General features: G+C 63.6%; 11 protein-coding genes, 1 other RNA gene and 1 pseudogene. 5 read left to right on the plus strand and 8 right to left on the minus strand.

Annotation, left to right across the window (positions count from 1 at the left end; translation table 11 throughout):
- Positions 1–28: 28 nt before the first annotated feature.
- Positions 29–592, minus strand: coding sequence for an orotate phosphoribosyltransferase (pyrE, locus tag RPMA_RS04620; RefSeq protein ID WP_211911745.1), 564 nt, complete (start codon positions 590–592; stop codon positions 29–31).
- 142 nt (positions 593–734) lie between these two features.
- On the opposite strand from pyrE, the gene RPMA_RS04625 reads away from it, so the two are divergent.
- On the plus strand, positions 735–1,361 hold the full coding sequence (locus RPMA_RS04625; protein ID WP_211911746.1) for a glutathione S-transferase family protein: 627 nt from the start codon (positions 735–737) through the stop codon (positions 1,359–1,361).
- 185 nt (positions 1,362–1,546) lie between these two features.
- On the opposite strand, the gene polA is transcribed toward RPMA_RS04625, so the two are convergent.
- Both polA and RPMA_RS04635 read right to left on the minus strand, forming a co-directional pair.
- A complete protein-coding gene (gene polA, locus RPMA_RS04630; protein WP_211911747.1) occupies positions 1,547–4,576 on the minus strand; it encodes a DNA polymerase I in 3,030 nt (1,009 codons plus the stop codon).
- Between the two features lie 83 nt (positions 4,577–4,659).
- Positions 4,660–5,724: an acyltransferase family protein gene (locus RPMA_RS04635; protein WP_211911748.1), complete on the minus strand. Its 1,065-nt coding sequence runs from the start codon at positions 5,722–5,724 to the stop codon at positions 4,660–4,662.
- A 150-nt stretch (positions 5,725–5,874) separates the two neighbouring features.
- Here RPMA_RS04635 and hrpB point away from each other — a divergent pair.
- The 4 genes and pseudogenes from hrpB (at position 5,875) to RPMA_RS04655 (ending at position 12,487) form a co-directional block, all read left to right on the plus strand.
- Positions 5,875–8,452: pseudogene (gene hrpB, locus RPMA_RS04640) on the plus strand (ATP-dependent helicase HrpB).
- Between the two features lie 282 nt (positions 8,453–8,734).
- Complete coding sequence (locus RPMA_RS04645; RefSeq protein WP_211913428.1) at positions 8,735–9,244, plus strand: TIGR02281 family clan AA aspartic protease; 510 nt, start codon at positions 8,735–8,737, stop codon at positions 9,242–9,244.
- Between the two features lie 138 nt (positions 9,245–9,382).
- Positions 9,383–10,882, plus strand: a complete 1,500-nt coding sequence (locus tag RPMA_RS04650; protein ID WP_211911749.1) for a phosphomannomutase/phosphoglucomutase — start codon at positions 9,383–9,385, stop codon at positions 10,880–10,882.
- 243 nt (positions 10,883–11,125) lie between these two features.
- Positions 11,126–12,487 carry an AmpG family muropeptide MFS transporter gene (locus RPMA_RS04655; protein ID WP_211911750.1) on the plus strand — a complete coding sequence of 454 codons (1,362 nt, stop codon included), beginning with the start codon at positions 11,126–11,128 and terminating at the stop codon, positions 12,485–12,487.
- 112 nt (positions 12,488–12,599) lie between these two features.
- On the opposite strand, the gene RPMA_RS04660 is transcribed toward RPMA_RS04655, so the two are convergent.
- From RPMA_RS04660 to ffs, 5 genes are all read right to left on the minus strand, one after another.
- Positions 12,600–13,043 (minus strand): hypothetical protein, encoded by a 444-nt coding sequence (locus tag RPMA_RS04660; protein ID WP_408056505.1) that lies wholly within the window; start codon positions 13,041–13,043, stop codon positions 12,600–12,602.
- 16 nt (positions 13,044–13,059) lie between these two features.
- Positions 13,060–13,662, minus strand: a complete 603-nt coding sequence (gene recR / locus RPMA_RS04665) for a recombination mediator RecR (RefSeq protein WP_211911751.1) — start codon at positions 13,660–13,662, stop codon at positions 13,060–13,062.
- A 16-nt stretch (positions 13,663–13,678) separates the two neighbouring features.
- Positions 13,679–13,999, minus strand: a complete 321-nt coding sequence (locus RPMA_RS04670; protein ID WP_211911752.1) for a YbaB/EbfC family nucleoid-associated protein — start codon at positions 13,997–13,999, stop codon at positions 13,679–13,681.
- A 67-nt stretch (positions 14,000–14,066) separates the two neighbouring features.
- Positions 14,067–15,944 (minus strand): DNA polymerase III subunit gamma/tau, encoded by a 1,878-nt coding sequence (locus RPMA_RS04675; RefSeq protein ID WP_211911753.1) that lies wholly within the window; start codon positions 15,942–15,944, stop codon positions 14,067–14,069.
- Between the two features lie 151 nt (positions 15,945–16,095).
- Positions 16,096–16,192, minus strand: an RNA gene (ffs, locus tag RPMA_RS04680) — signal recognition particle sRNA small type.
- Positions 16,193–16,294 lie beyond the last annotated feature (102 nt).

Genomic DNA, 16,294 nt, shown 5'->3' on the forward strand with positions numbered 1-16,294 from the left:
ACCGGTCTCGCGTGGAGGCCGCAACGGCTCAACCTTTCAAAAATTCCGACGCCTTGTAAAGCGAGCGAAATGGCACACCGGCGGCGGCAAATGTCTCACTGGCGCCTTCGTCGCGGTCCACCATGGTGAACACCAGCGCCACTTCGGCGCCGGCCTCACGCACGGCGTCGAGCGCCTTCACGGCCGAGCCGCCGGTGGTGGTGACGTCCTCGACGATGACGATGCGCTTGCCGGCGAGCGACTCGGTCTTGGTGAGACCCTCAATGGCGAGGCGGGCGCCGTGTTCCTTTGGCTTCTTGCGCACGAAGAAGGCGCCGATCGGTGCGCCCTTCATCCAGGACAGCTGCGCCAGCGCGCCGGCCAGCGGGACCGCGCCCATTTCCAGCCCGCCGACATAATCGAGCTTGTCGTCCTTCAGCGCCTCATAGGTCAGCTCGGCCAGCAGGGCCGCGCCTTCCGGGTCGCACATGGTGGGCTTCAGGTTGAAGTAGAAATTGCTCTTGCGGCCCGAGGCGAGCGTGATCTCGCCATAACCGAACGAACGGTCGCGGATGATCTCGTGCAGGCGGGCGCGGGCGGTTGTGTTGGACAAGGCGATCTCGCTTTCAGGTAAACCGCCGCAATTTACCGGCCCAGGAGCGGATAGGCCAGAGCGCAAGCTGCCTCTTCAACAGCCGTCATTTGCGGGGCGGGCGGACGATGATACAGGTTGGGAAAATCGAAAAGGGAAACGCATGACCATCGAGCTGCACACCTGGAATACGCCGAACGGCCGCAAGATCTCTGTGGCGCTGGAGGAAATGGGCCTGCCCTACAAGGTGTTCCCGGTGAATATCGGCAAGGGCGAGCAGATGAAGCCCGAATTCCTCAAGATCAGCCCGAACAACAAGATTCCGGCCATCGTCGATCCCATGGGGCCGGATGGCAAGCCGGTCAGCGTGTTCGAATCCGGTGCCATCCTGCTCTATCTCGGCGAGAAGACCGGACAATTCCTGCCGAAATCGCTCGGTGATCGCATTCCGGTGCTGGAATGGCTGATGTGGCAGATGGGCGGCTTCGGCCCGATGCCCGGTCAGGTCCATCACTTCATCGCACTGGAGAACGAGGCGGACCGCGCCTACGGCCTCAAGCGCTTTTCCGACGAAACGCGCCGTCTCTACGGCGTGCTGGATCGCCGCCTTGCCGATCACGAATTCGTCGCCGGCGCGCTGTCGGTGGCCGATTTCGCCATTCTCGGCTGGGCCTGGCGCCACCCGCGCCACAAGGTGGCGCTGGAGGACTTTCCGAACGTGAAGCGCTGGTACGAGCAGCTGATGGCCCGCCCGGCGGTGCAGCGGGGGTTCGAGGTGAAGCTGGATTGATCTTCTCCCTCCCCCAAGCGGCGAAGCCGCGCCGTGGGGAGGGTGGATCGACGGCGCAGCCGTCGAGACGGGTGGGGTGCTTCCCCACGCTCCGACGTCACGTGGGGAGAAACCCCACCCGGCGCTACGCGCCACCCTCCCCATTCGCTTCGCTCCGGGGAGGGAGACCACTAGCGTTGGCGCGCTTAATGCGCCTCTTCCCAGTTCTCCGCCGCGCGTGCATCCACCTGCAAAGGCACCGACAGCAGCACCGCCGGGAATGGCGCATCCTGCATCACGTGCTGCACCACCGGCAGCGTCGCCGCCACCTCGTTGTCGGGCACCTCAAAAATCAGTTCGTCATGCACCTGCAGCAGCATCTTTGCCGAGAGCTTCTTCTCGGCCAGCGCATCTTCCATCCGTGCCATGGCACGGCGGATGATATCTGCTGCCGTGCCCTGCAGGCGCGCATTGATCGCCGCGCGCTCGTTGAACGCGCGCACCGACGGATTGCTCGCCTTGATCTCCGGGTAATGACACTTGCGGCCGAACAATGTGGTCACGTAGCCATGTTCGCGGCAGAAGTCGCGGGTCGCGTCCATGTAAGCGCGGATGCCGGGGAAGCGCTCGAAATACTTCTTGATATAGGCGCCGGCTTCCTCGCGGGGGATGCCGAGCTGGTTGGCGAGGCCGAAGGCCGAGATGCCGTAGATGATGCCGAAATTGATCGCCTTGGCGCGGCGGCGGATTTCAGCCGGCATGTCCTTCACCGGCACGCCGAACATTTCCGACGCCGTCATGGCGTGAATGTCGAGCCCGTCCTGAAACGCCTGTTTCAGCACCGGGATATCGGCGATCTCCGCCAGCAGGCGCAATTCGATCTGCGAATAGTCGGCCGAGACCAGCTTGTGGCCCTCGCTCGCCACGAAAGCGCGGCGGATCTTTCGCCCGTCTTCGGTGCGCACCGGAATGTTCTGCAGGTTGGGTTCGTTCGACGACAGGCGGCCCGTGGTGGTAGCCGCGAGCGCGTAGGTCGTATGGACGCGATGCGTCTGCGGATGCACGTAATTCGGCAGCGCATCCGTATAGGTCGAGCGCAGCTTCGACACCTGCCGCCAGTCGAGAATCTTGCGCGGGAATTCGTGGCCCTGTTCGGCGAGCTCATCCAGCACCTGCGCCGAGGTCGACCAGGCACCGGTCTTGGTCTTCGAGCCACCGGGCAAGCCCATCTTGCCGAACAGCACGTCGCCGAGCTGCTTGGGGCTGCCGATATTGAGATCCTCGCCCGCGATCTCCTTGATCTCCGACTCGATGCGCGCCGCCGTCTGCGCGAAATCCGCCGAGAGTTTTGACAGCACCTGCCGGTCGATGGAAATGCCGCGCCGCTCCATCCGGGCCAACACGGAAATCAGCGGCCGCTCCAGCGTTTCATAGACCGTGTTCATCTGCTCCGCGGCGAGGCGCGGCTTCAGCACGGTCCACAGACGCAGCAGGACGTCGGCGTCTTCGGCGGCATATTCGGTGGCGCGCTCGATCTTCACCTGCTCATAAGTGAGCTTGCCTTTGCCGGAGCCGATGATCTCGCCATGGGTCAGCATCGCATGGCCGAGCCAGCTATCCGCCAGCGCGTCCAGCCCATGCGCGTTGCGCCCGGCATCGAGCGCATAGGACATCAACTGCACATCGTCATGATTGCGCAGCGTGACGCCATGCTGGGCCAACAGCACCGCGGTGAATTTGATGTTGAAACCGATCTTGAGAAGCCCCGTCGTTTCCAGCAGCGGCTTCAGCGCCTCCAGCGCATCGGCGGTCTTGAGCTGATCGGGTTCGAGATCGGCGGCGAACAATCCAGCGCCATCGCCGGACTGGCGATGCGCGAAGGGGATGTAAGCGGCGTCATTTGGACCCAGTGCGAGGGCGATGCCGATGATATCGGCCTGCATCGGATCGATAGAACTCGCTTTGGCTTCAAACGCGACATGGCCGGTATCGAGAATACGCGCGATCCATGTGTCGAGGTCGGCGTGGCTGCGGATCGTCTTGTAGCCATCGCGCTTCACGGGCGTGTTGCGCGCGGCTTCCGCACGCGCCTTGGCGAAGGCCATGGGTGTCAGGACATCCTTGCCGCCTGGGCCCGTCGCATGGGCGCCGGTGCCATTGGCTTTCTTTTTCGCCACAGATGCCTGTTCGGTGTCACCAAACAGATCGCCGCCCTGGCCGCCCGCTTCACCGCGGCCCTTGGCAGCCGGCTTCCCAGAGCCGCCTTCTCCTTCCGCCTGCACATCCGCCACATCGATATGCGCATATTCAGCCACGCGGCGGGTGAGGGTGGTGAATTCCATCCGCTTCAGAAACGCGATCAGCTTTCGCGCATCTGGCTCATGGACCGCCAGATCGTCCAGCGGTACGTCGAGCGCCACCTTGTCGTCGAGCAGCACCAGTTGGCGCGAGATGCGGGCCTTCTCGGCATGCTCGATCAGCGACTCCCGCCGTTTCGGTTGCTTGATCTCGCTCGCGCGGTTCAGCAGCGATTCCAGATCGCCATATTCGGTGATCAGCTGTGCCGCTGTCTTGATGCCGATGCCCGGTACGCCCGGCACATTGTCCACGCTGTCGCCGGCCAGAGCCTGCACCTCGACCACCTTCTCCGGCGGCACGCCGAATTTCTCGATCACCTCGGCAATGCCTAGGCGGCGATCCTTCATGGTGTCGTACATCACCACGCAGTCGGTCACGAGCTGCATCAGGTCCTTGTCGGACGACACGATCGTGGCGCTGGCGCCGCGCTCGCAGGCCTGCCGCACATAGGTGGCGATCAGGTCGTCAGCCTCGAAGCCGCCCTGCTCGATGCAGGGCAGGTCGAAGGCGCGCACGGCGTCGCGGATCAGCGCGAATTGCGGGATCAGGTCGTCTGGCGCCGGCGGGCGGTGCGCCTTGTATTCCGGATACAGCTTGTTGCGGAACGTGATCTCGGATTTGTCGAAGATGATCGCCAGATGGGTCGGCCGGTTGTCCGCCGGCATGTCGCGCATCAGCTTCCACAGCATGTTGCAGAAGCCGAGCACCGCATTGACCTGCAAGCCGTCGGATTTGCGGTTCAGCGGCGGCAGCGCGTGATAGGCACGAAAAATGTAGGACGAGCCGTCCACCAGAAAGACGTGATCACCCTTGCCTGCAGCTTGCGGGGACAAGGCGGTGGCGGGATCGGCGGAGGTTTTCGCGGGGGCTTTCGACATGGCCGCAATTTAAGGATTTTTGCGACGAATGACAGTCCTAACACCTGCTGGATTGCCCGCGAAAGCGGGCAATCCAGCAGAGGTCACTCCGCGGCTTGCAGCCGTGCACCCTGCTTTTTCGGCGCAATCCAGAAGGCTGCCGGACGTTCGAACAGGAAATTGGCGTGGACCCGCAATGCCAGCCACCAGATCATCAGCGCGCCAACGATACCGCTGATCGTGACCAGCAGCGAAATCGTGCCGATGTCGAACGGGGCGAATTTCAGCAGCACGGCGCGCGACGTCGCCATCGGCAGGAAGAAAGCGAGATAGATGACGATGGAATGTTCGCCGAAGAAGCGGATCACAGTGAGCCAGCGCATCTTGGCCAGCAGCGTGCCGCCGACGATGATCGCGACTGCGCCGGCAAAGCCGAGCGCGAGCGAGACGACGGGAAGCTCGCTGGCCCCGCCATAAACGAGAAGCGTATTGACCACGGCCCATGCGGCGAGGCCGATCAAGGCGAGGATCGGCCTGGCCCGTGCCTGATCCGACAACGCGAAGACCTGTCGGGCGAACAGATAGCCGGAATAGAAATAGACGAAGCGCGCGCAGAATTCGTCGATCATCGTCCATCCGGTGGTGATGGGCGCGATTTCGAGCAATGCGGCGATGGTCCAGATCAGCAGCGGCGATACGTTGCGGGTCGCCTTGGTCAGCACGAAGAACACCGGCAGCATATAGATGAACCACAGCGTGCCGAACGGCTCGACGAAGGACATCAGATAAAGTTGCGCGACATAGGGCCAGCCATGTTCGGCGGCGAAGCCCGGCGCCTTGAAGCCGAACTGGATGGTGACCCACAGCAGGTAGAAATACAGAAAGTGGATGACCTTGCGGTCGAGATAAGTGCGCCAGTCGCGGTCGATCACGACGGCCAGGAACAGGCCTGAGATCAGGAAGAAGTCCGGCATCCGGAACGGTTTGGCGAATTCGACCAGATGGTGCATGTAGCCGGTCTGGCCGGCGGCGATCTCGACGCCCAGCACCGAATGCATCATCACCACCATGATGATGCAGATGCCCTTGGCGTAATCGACCCAGTCGATCCGCTCCGGCGAAGACTGAGCCGCGCGTTGCGCAGTCGCGGATGTGCCGCTGATGGTCATATCGATCGCTCTCCGGCGCCTCTTTCGGGCAGCATCATCGGCATAATCGGTTGCAATTGCCTTGCAGTCGCCGCGGAAAATGTCGATCGCATGGTCACGCTTGCGCGAGTTCCGCCGGCTGGTTAATGGGCGTTAACACATGCGAGCGACATGACCCGGACTTTCGATACATCCCTACCGATCGACGCCGTGCTGGGCGAGCTGGCAGGTGCATTGCACGCGAGCAATGCTGCCGTGCTGGTGGCGCCGCCCGGCGCCGGCAAGACGACGCGCGTGCCGCTGGCGTTGCTCGATGCGCCGTGGCTGGCGGGCAAGAAGATCATCATGCTGGAACCGCGCCGCATCGCCGCGCGCGCCAGTGCTGAGCGGATGGCGAAAACGCTGGGCGAACGCGCGGGCGACACGGTGGGCTACCGCGTCCGCTTCGGTTCCAAAATCTCGCGGAAGACCCGCATCGAAGTGGTCACCGAAGGCATTTTCGCGCGGCAGATTCTCGACGATCCCGAACTGTCGGATGTCGGTGCGGTGCTGTTCGACGAATTCCACGAGCGCTCGCTCGATGCCGATCTGGGCCTCGCGCTCGCGCGTGACGCGCAGACCGGATTGCGCGAGGATCTGCGCATCCTCGTGATGTCCGCGACCATCGACGGCGCGCGGATCGCAAAGCTGCTGGGCGACGCGCCTGTCATCGCCAGCGAAGGCCGCGCTTTCCCGGTGGAAACGCGCTATCTCGGCCGCAAGCCGGATCAGCAGATCGAACGCCAGATGGCCGATGCCATCGCATCGGCATTGCGGGCGGATACGGGCTCGGTGCTGGCCTTCCTGCCCGGCGCGGCCGAAATCCGCCGCACGCAGAATTTTCTCACTGAGCGCGTGCAGGATGCGTCCATCGAGATCGTGCCCCTGTTCGGCGCACTCGATGCCGCCGTGCAGGATCGCGCCATCCAGCCGGCGCCGAAGGGCCAGCGCAAGGTGGTGCTGGCAACGTCCATTGCCGAGACCTCGCTGACCATCGAGGGCGTGCGCATTGTCGTCGATTGCGGTCTCGCGCGCGTGCCGCGCTATGAGCCGGATATCGGCCTGACGCGGCTGGAAACCGTGCGCGCCTCGCGCGCTGCCGTCGACCAGCGCCGTGGTCGTGCCGGTCGTACGGAGCCTGGCATCAGCTATCGGCTGTGGGACGAGCCGCAGACGGCCTCGCTGCCCGCCTATACGCAGCCCGAAATCCTCAGCGCCGACCTGTCCACGCTGCTGCTCGATTGCGCGCAATGGGGCGTCAGCGATCCCGCGCAGCTCACCTTCCTCGATCCGCCGCCGCAGCCTGCGCTGAAGGAAGCGCGCAGCCTGTTGGTCGAGCTCGGTGCGCTCGATGCCGATGGCCGGATCACCGAGGAAGGCCAGTCGCTGCGTGCCCTCGCGCTGCCGCCGCGTCTCGCGCGCATGATCGTGGATTCCGCGCGCTTCGGTTATGGCGAGGAAGCCGCCGAGATCGCTGCCATCCTCACCGAACGCGGTCTCGGCGGCGACAGCGTCGATCTCGACCATCGTCTCGATCAGTTCCGCCGCGATCGCTCGCAACGCGCATCGAGCGCGCGGCAGCTCGCCGAGCGCTGGGCAGGGCAGGTGTCTTCTCCCTCCCCCTTGCGGGGAGGGTGGCCGGCCGAAGGCCGGACGGGTAGGGGTGCCCCACGTGACGTCGGAGTGCGTGGCACCCCCACCCCGGCCCCTCCCCACAAGGGGGAGGGGGTCATCTACAGAGCCCCTCTCCACCGGCACCATGCTCGCATTCGCCTTCCCGGATCGCGTCGCCAAAAACCGCGGCAATGGCAGTTTCGTGCTCGCCAATGGCCGCGGCGCCTCCGTCGAACAAAGCGCCGGTCTCGCCAAGGCGCCTTACATCGCCGTGGGAGAACTCACTGGAACCGCCGCCAATGGCCGCATCCTGCTTGCTGCGCCCATTACGCATGCCGAGATCGAAACCCGTTTTGCTGACCAGATCACCGACGCCGACGAGATCAGTTTCGACCGCGCCTCGACCTCGCTGCGCGGTCGCCGCAAGCGCGCGCTGCATGCCATCACCTTCTCCGAAGCGCCGCTGACGGTCACCGCGTCCGAGGCCGCCGCGCGCGTCTTCGCCGATGGTCTCGCCACGCTTGGCCTAGATCGGTTGCCATGGTCGAAAGCCCTGCAGCAGTGGCGTGGCCGCGTGATGTTTTTGCGCGCGTCAGAGGGCGACGCCTGGCCCGATCTGTCCGATCAAGCGCTGGTCGAGACCCGCGAGACCTGGCTGATGCCGGCGCTGTTCGGCAAAACCTCGCTGCGGGATGTGTCCGCCGGCGATCTGTCCGATGCCATCATGAACCTGCTGCCATGGGACCAGCGCGCCCGTCTCGACCGGGAGGCGCCCACCCATTTCGAAGCGCCGACCGGCAGCATGTTGGCGATCGACTACGAAGCCGAGCAGGGGCCGACCATCGCGGTCCGCCTGCAGGAGCTGTTCGGCCTCGGCACCCATCCTTCCGTGGCCAAGGGCAAGGTCCCGCTGGTGCTGGAATTGCTGTCGCCCGCCCAGCGCCCGGTGCAGGTGACGCGGGATCTGCCCGGCTTCTGGCGTGGCAGCTACCAGGATGTCCGCTCCGACCTGCGCGGCCGCTATCCGCGCCATCCCTGGCCGGACGATCCCGCGACAGCCATGCCGACACGGCGGGCCAAGCCGCGCGGGACGTGAAACACCGCTTGTCATCGCCCGGCCGTGCGCGCAATTGCGCGCTAGGACCGGGCGACCCAGTAAACTCCGACCCTTGTGATGGAGCCGCGGCGCCAGCGTCTACTGGGTCCCCCGCTTTCGTGGAGGACGACATCGGCGTGTACGGCTCCGCTTTAACCCTTCGCTCATCCTTTTCGCGAAAATAGCACCTTGTCCCGTCGTCCCGAACGGACGGTGGCGGGGATCCGTGCTCGATTGCGGTTCCCCCGGGTGTGTCAGTGAGGGTTGCGTATGCGTAGCATCATGTTTCTTGCGGCGGTCCTGATCGGTCTCGGCACCGTGATGGCGCAGGTTGCCGACAAGATGACGGCGACGCCAGCCATGGCGCGCACGGAAACCACGCCTGTCCGCATCGCGGCGCTCAGCAATCCGCAGGCCGGCATCCGCAGCCTCGCCATCCCGCGCGATGCCCGCGGTCATTTCCAGACCGAAGCGCGCATTGAAGGCCAGCGCATCGGCTTCATGGTGGATACCGGCGCATCGGTGATCGCGCTCAACGAAAAATCCGCTGCCCGGTTCGGCCTGCGTCCGTCGCGCGCTGAATATAACGCTACGGTGACAACCGCGAATGGGAAGCTGATGGCCGCGCGCGCCAAACTACCGATGGTGCAGGTCGGCGAGATCACCGTGCGCGATGTCGATGCCATGGTGCTGCCGGATGAAGCGCTGTCGGAGAATTTGCTCGGATTGTCGTTTCTCTCCAAGCTGAAGCGGTTCGAATATTCCAACGGCCAGATGATTCTCGAGCAGTAGTAACCTTGCTGCTTAACGCTGCGGCCTAATTTCTAACAAACTCGACCTCTTCAATGCCTACGTGCCTACCAGATGGCACGCGCGCGGCCGCCACGGCTGTGCTATCAAAAAAATCCAATCATTCGCGAGAGGTCGTCGATGTTTCCGAAGCCGAAACCCTTGCTCGTGCCCAACACCTACGCTTACGAATCCGAGCCGATGGTGAAGGCCACGGGTTTTCGCGAATATGATGCGCGTTGGCTGTTCGGCAAGGAAATCAACCTGATGGGCATTCAGGCGCTGGGCATGGGGCTCGGTGCGCTGATCGCTGAGCTGGGCCAGAAGCAGGAGATCGTCACCGGCCACGATTTCCGTGGTTATTCCGCCTCGATCAAATACGCGTTGATGACGGGCTTGATGGCGGCCGGATGTAAGGTTCATGACATCGGTCTTGCGGTCACGCCGATGGCCTATTTCGCGCAGTTCGATCTCGATGTGCCGTGTGTCGCCATGGTGACGGCGTCGCATAACGACAATGGCTGGACCGGCGTGAAGATGGGCGCCAACAAGCCGCTGACATTCGGGCCGGACGAGATGACACGATTGAAGGAGATCGTGCTGAATGCCGAGTTCAAGAACAAACCCGGCGGCTCCTATCATTTCCACGAGAACTATCCAGCGCGTTACATCGCCGACCTCACCAATCGTCCGAAGTTGAAGCGCAAGCTCAAGGTCGTCGTCGCCTGCGGCAATGGCACGGCAGGCGCCTTTGCACCGCAGGTGATGGAAGCGATCGGCTGCGAGGTCATCCCGCTCGATGTCGAGCTCGATCACACTTTCCCGAAATACAATCCGAACCCCGAAGACATGGAGATGCTGCACGCGATCCGCGATGCAGTGCTGGCACACAAGGCCGATGTCGGCCTCGGCTTCGACGGCGACGGTGATCGCTGTGGCGTCGTTGACAATACCGGCGAGGAAATCTTCGCCGACAAGGTCGGCGTCATGCTGGCGCGCGACATGTCGGCCGTTCACAAGAATGCGGAATTTGTCGTCGATGTGAAATCGACCGGTCTGTTCGTGACCGATCCCGTTTTGCAGCAGCAGAACGCCAAGACCACCTATTGGAAGACCGGCCATTCCTACATGAAGCGCCGCACCCATGAGCTGAAGGCGCTGGCGGGCTTCGAGAAGTCCGGCCATTTCTTCTTCAATGCCCCGGTCGGCCGTGGCTATGACGACGGTCTCGTCTCTGCCATCGCGATCTGCGAAATGCTCGATCGTGCGCCCGGCAAGACCATGGCCGACCTCAAGGACGCACTACCCAAGACCTGGTCATCGCCGACCATGTCGCCGCATTGCGACGACGAAAAGAAGTATGGCGTCGTCGATGCCGTGGTGAAGCATTTCGAGGCGGCGCAAAAGAATGGCGACAAGGTCGCGGGCCAGCCGGTCCGCGATCTCGTTACGGTCAACGGCGTGCGCGTTACCTGCGAGGACGGCAGCTGGGGTCTGGTGCGCGCGTCGTCGAACAAGCCTGAGCTGGTTGTCGTGGTCGAGAGCCCGGTGTCGAAGCAGCGCATGCACGACATGTTCGATGCCATCAATGCGGTCCTGAAGACCCATCCGGAAGTCGGGGCGTATAATCAGACTATCTGAGGCCGATCCGCCAAGGTTGAATCCATCGGTCGCGCTCGAACACCTCTCCCCACCGGGGAGAGGTCGGATTGCCCTTTGATGCGCAGCATCGATGGGCAAGCCGGGTGAGGGGGGCGTGGCGGGCGCCATCGCTTGTGGAAGCCCCTCACCCGCTCCGGCTCCGCCGGATCGACCTCTCCCTGGAGGGGAGAGGTGTCGCGCTCGTCAGCGGCGTATGAGATGCGAATCTGCTAGCACTCGCAGATGACCAGCGCGCCCGATACCTCCGATGTGTCTCTCAAGCCTCGTGCCTCCCTGCGCGAGAGCATGGCGGTCTATCTGCAACCGCGCGTGCTGATCGTGCTGATGCTCGGGCTGTCGTCCGGGCTGCCGCTGGCTTTGTCCGGCTCCACGCTGCTGGTCTGGATGCGCGAGAGCGGCGTCGATCTCGGCACTATCGGCCTGTTCGCGCTGGTCGGCACGCCCTACACGCTGAAATTCCTCTGGGCGCCGCTGGTCGATGCGCTGCATGTGCCGTTCTTCACCCGCGCCTTCGGCCGGCGCCGCGGCTGGCTGGTGTTTTCGCAATTGCTGCTGATTGCCGCGATCCTGCTGCTGGCACTCACCGATCCCGCGCGTTCGCCGCTATTCGTGGCGCTCGGCGCGCTGCTGGTGGCGGCCATGTCCTCGACCCAGGACATCGTGGTCGATGCCTTTCGCGTCGAGAGCCTGCCGGAAAGCGAGCAGGCGGCCGGCATGGCCTCCTATGTCGCGGCCTATCGGATCGGCATGCTGATCTCCACCGCCGGCATCCTGTTTCTGGTCAGCGCTTTTGAATCCACCGGCATTGCGCGGTCATCTGCATGGATGTGGGGCTATGTGGCGATGGCAGCGATGGTGCTGGTCGGCACGGTGACGGCGCTTGTTGCCACCGAGCCCGAGCAGTCCGTGCAGGCGGAAGCTGCCACCGCAGGCGAGAGCGCCTTCCAGCGCGTGCTGCGCGCTGCCATCGGCGCCTTCTCGGAATTCCTGTCGCGCAAGGACGCCTGGGCGGCGCTGGCCTTCGTGGTGCTGTTCAAATTCACCGACGCCTTTTCCGGCACGATGACCGCACCTTTCGTCATCGATCTCGGCTTCACGCGCAATGATTACGCAGCGATCGTCAAAGGCGTCGGCCTTGCCGCCACGCTGATCGGCGGCTTTGCCGGCGGCTTCGTCGCCCGGCGCTATTCGCTGGCGGCGAGCCTGTGGATCGGCGCCGTGCTGCAGGCGGTGTCGAATCTTGCTTTCGCGTGGCTGGCACTGGTCGGCGTTAATCAATGGGCGCTCGCGCTCGCGATCTCGGTGGAGAATTTTACCGGTGCGATCGGCACGGTGATCTTCGTCGCTTATCTCTCCGCGCTTTGCAAAAACCCGCTGCACACCGCCACGCAATATGCGCTGCTCACGGCACTTGCGGCAGTGGGGCGGACCTATATGTCAGCCGGTGCTGGCTATGTCGCTCAGGCGACGGGGTGGCCGATGTTCTTCGTGATCAGCATGATGGTGGCCGTGCCGAGCCTTGTATTGCTGCTCTGGCTGCAGCGACGTGGGCATTTTTCGGCGCTGGGGCCGGTGAGGGTTTAAACGCCAAAGCCGTAGCCCGCATAGAGCGAAGCGTCATGCGGGGACAGCAGATCTAACTGAAACGCTGGTTCCCGGATTGCGCTGCGCTCCATCCGGGCTACGGCAGCGGAGCTTAGTTCTTCCCCACCAGGCTCCACTTCGTCACCAGCGCTTCGCTCATCTGGCCGGCTTGCTCGGCGCAAGTCACCGCGGCAACCTTGAACGCGACATCCTTGCCGATGAGGCGCTTTAACTGTGCGGCCTGAGCTTCGCCATCGACAACGATCTCGAACGTCTCCGGTCCGGTCTCCAGATTGCAAAGCCCCGCTGGCGCCGGCAGGCGGCGGGGTTCGGTGACGACCTGATAGACATCCACGCGCTTGCCCTTGGCGTCGCGGCTACGCATGGCGTTGAGCTGGCCGTGAAGCACGTCGCCGAGCTTCATGTCCTTCGGCGCCACCGGCTTGGCTGGCGCTTCAACCGCATCAGAGGCCGCATAGGCTGCCGTTGTCATCGCACCGGCAATAATCAGCAGCGCGGCGCTGCTGAACTGCGCCTTCCATCCATGTCGTGTCATCAAAAGAGTCCCGTCTTTAGAACAGTGTGCGCTGTCGCATCGCCGCCGACAGCGTGCCTTCATCGAGGTAGTCCAACTCGCCGCCCACCGGCACGCCATGCGCCAGGCGGGTGACTTTCACATTGGCCTCCTGAAGAAGGTCGGTGATGTAATGTGCTGTCGTTTGTCCATCCACGGTCGCGTTCAGCGCCAGGATGATTTCAGTGACCTCTGGCTCATGCGCCCGCGCCACCAGCGCATCGATGGTCAGGTCACCCGGACCAACGCCATCGAGCGGCGACAGCGTGCCGCCGAGCACATGATACTTCCCCGGCGCGGCATTGGCGCGCTCCAGCGCCCAGAGATCGGCGACATCGGCGACCACTACAATGGTCGTCGGATCGCGCCGCGCATCCGTACAGATCGTGCATGGCGATTGCGTGTCGATATTGCTGCACACCTTGCAGACCTGCACGCGATCGATGGCCAGTTGTAGTGCACCGGCCAGCGGCGTCATCAGTGCGTCGCGCTTCTTGATCAGATGCAGCGCTGCCCGCCGCGCCGAGCGCGGCCCGAGTCCGGGCAAGCGCGCCAGCAACTGGATCAGGCGCTCGATTTCAGGTCCGGCAACGGAGGCCATTTAGCCAAGCCTCTGGTTAGCCGAGGCCCATCCCCGGTGGCAGGCCGAGGCCGCCTGTCAGCGACTGCATCTTCTCCTGCATGGCGGCTTCCGCCTTGCGGCGGGCATCGCCGAGCGCGGTGACGAGCAGGTCCTCGAGGATCTCGACGTCTTCCGGCTTCACCAGCGACGGATCGATCTTCACGGCCTTCACTTCGGTCTTCGCCGTCATGCGCACCGAAACAAGACCGCCGCCGGAAATGCCCTCGACCTCCACATGGTCGAGCTCTTCCTGCATCGCCTTCATCTTCGACTGCAGCTGCGCCGCCTGCTTCATCATGCCGAGAAAGTCAGCCATGGATTTTCCTTTAATTTGCGCATGATCTGATCCCGAAAGCGGTATCCACTTTTCGGATCATGCTTGTTTAATCATCGTCGCCGGGATCGGCGCCGTCATCGGTAATCAGGGCGTCGTCGTCGCCTTCCGGAATTTCAGGTGCGAGCAAGCGCACTTCCATCTTGGCGCCAGGGAATTTCGCAAACACCGCCTGCACGCGTGGATCGGCCTCGGCGATGCGCTGGCGTTCGTTCTTCTGCTCGGCAATCTGCTCGCGGACCGTCGCCTGGCCCTGTTCGTTGGACACGATCACGGCCCAGCGGCGGCCGGTCCACATTTCCAGTTTTCGCGCCAGATCATTGATCAGGGTGCGCGCAGCGGTGCGCTCCATCGCGAGTTCGAGCCGGCCATCCTCGATCCGGATCAGCCGCACATCGGCTTCCAGCGCGCCGCGCACCATCAGGTCGCGCTTCTCGCCGGCCAATGCGATCAATTCAGGATAGGTCGAAATTTTCCGCACCGTCACCGGCGCAGCTTCGGCCATGCGGACCTGCGGTCGCGGCATCGGCTCGGCATTGCCACGCTGCATGGTCGGGCCACGCGGCGCGCTCATGGTCGGTGCCGAAGGCGGCATTGCGGATGGCATTTGCACGGAGGACTGCGCAGATGGCGCGTTCAGCATCGGAGCGGCCCGGCCGCCGCCATTGCCATTCCCTTGGCCGATCACGGGCGACGAACCGCCGCCCTGTTCGATCATGCGGATGGCTTCATCCGGTGTCGGCAGGTCGGCGACATAGGCGATGCGCACCAGCACCATTTCGGCCGCGGCGGCGGGGCGTGTCGCACCCTGCACTTCGGTGATGCCCTTGAGCAGCATCTGCCACATCCGCGATAGCACGCGCATCGACAGTTTCGACGCGAAGTCGCGAGCGCGCAGACGCTCGGTTTCACCGAAGGCGACATTGTCGGCGGTGGCCGGCACGATTTTGACGCGGGTGACGAAATTGACGAATTCGGCGAGATCGCTCAGCACCACAACGGGATCGGCGCCGACATCATACTGCTCGCGGAATTCCTTGAAGGCCGCCGCGATATCGCCGCGCGCCAGCGAATCGAACAGGTCGATGACGCGGGTGCGATCGGCGAGGCCGAGCATCTGCCGGACCGCATCGGCCTTCACGAGACCGGCGGCATGGGCAATCGCCTGATCGAACAGCGACAGCGAATCGCGCACCGAGCCTTCCGCAGCGCGCGCGATGATGCCGAGCGCTTCGGACTCGACCTCGACGCCTTCCTTACCCGCGATGTTGGACAGGTGCTGCATCAGCACGTCGGCATCGACACGGCGCAGGTCGAAACGCTGGCAGCGCGACAGCACCGTGATCGGGACTTTGCGAATTTCCGTGGTGGCGAACACGAATTTGGCGTGCTCCGGCGGCTCCTCCAGCGTTTTCAGAAACGCGTTGAAGGCCGCCGTCGACAGCATGTGGACTTCGTCGATGATGTAGACCTTGTAGCGCGCGGAGGTCGGCGCATAGCGCACGCTGTCATTGATCTGGCGGACGTCATCGACGCCGGTATGCGACGCGGCATCCATTTCCAGCACGTCGATGTGCCGGCTTTCCATGATCGCCTTGCAGTGGACGCCATGGGTCGGCATCTGGATGGTCGGCCCCTTCACCGAGCCATCGGCCATCTCGTAATTCAGCGCCCGCGCCAGAATGCGCGCCGTGGTCGTCTTGCCGACCCCGCGCACGCCGGTGAGAATCCAGGCCTGCGGAATGCGACCAGTCTCAAACGCATTCGAGACGGTGCGGACCAATGCTTCCTGGCCGATCAGATCGTCGAAATTTCCGGGGCGGTATTTTCGCGCAAGCACGCGATAAGGCGTTGCTGCTGCGGGCGCAGCCATTTCGAAACCGGCTTGGGTGTCGTCATCGGGAGGGGACATGCCAGCATCGGTCATCGAGGAATCCGCAATCTATCTTCTCGTAAAGCCGGGTTGCGGAACATCGGGCGGATCGACCGACTGGACACCGAGCCGGGTTCCTGCCGGGATACCGCCTGTCCACCGGGCAAAATCAAGCACTGAGTGCCAAATTTGCTCGATAAAACAAGTAGGAGACTGACGAGCGACCCGATCCGGATCTCGTTAGGGCTGCTACCTTCCGGTCCTGACCCGATTGGCGAGTGGCTCGTCCACCGCCAATCTCCCGGTGCCTATTTGGGGCCAAACCGGCCGGAAAGCAAGCGCAGCGCGTGCCGCAAGTTTGCCTCCAGATTTGCCTCGTCCTGCCGCAAGAAATCGTGGCGGAT

This window comes from Tardiphaga alba, assembly GCF_018279705.1.
GTDB lineage: Bacteria > Pseudomonadota > Alphaproteobacteria > Rhizobiales > Xanthobacteraceae > Tardiphaga > Tardiphaga alba.

Coding starts and splice junctions, on each gene's coding strand:
- RPMA_RS04650 (WP_211911749.1), top strand. CDS start 9,383: ATGTTTCCGAAGCCGAAACCCTTGCTCGTGCCCAACACCTACGCTTAC.
- RPMA_RS04645 (WP_211913428.1), top strand. CDS start 8,735: ATGTTTCTTGCGGCGGTCCTGATCGGTCTCGGCACCGTGATGGCGCAG.
- RPMA_RS04670 (WP_211911752.1), bottom strand. CDS start 13,999: ATGGCTGACTTTCTCGGCATGATGAAGCAGGCGGCGCAGCTGCAGTCG.
- RPMA_RS04660 (WP_408056505.1), bottom strand. CDS start 13,043: ATGACACGACATGGATGGAAGGCGCAGTTCAGCAGCGCCGCGCTGCTG.
- RPMA_RS04675 (WP_211911753.1), bottom strand. CDS start 15,944: ATGACCGATGCTGGCATGTCCCCTCCCGATGACGACACCCAAGCCGGT.
- recR (WP_211911751.1), bottom strand. CDS start 13,662: ATGGCCTCCGTTGCCGGACCTGAAATCGAGCGCCTGATCCAGTTGCTG.
- RPMA_RS04655 (WP_211911750.1), top strand. CDS start 11,126: ATGACCAGCGCGCCCGATACCTCCGATGTGTCTCTCAAGCCTCGTGCC.
- RPMA_RS04625 (WP_211911746.1), top strand. CDS start 735: ATGACCATCGAGCTGCACACCTGGAATACGCCGAACGGCCGCAAGATC.
- polA (WP_211911747.1), bottom strand. CDS start 4,576: ATGTCGAAAGCCCCCGCGAAAACCTCCGCCGATCCCGCCACCGCCTTG.
- RPMA_RS04635 (WP_211911748.1), bottom strand. CDS start 5,724: ATGACCATCAGCGGCACATCCGCGACTGCGCAACGCGCGGCTCAGTCT.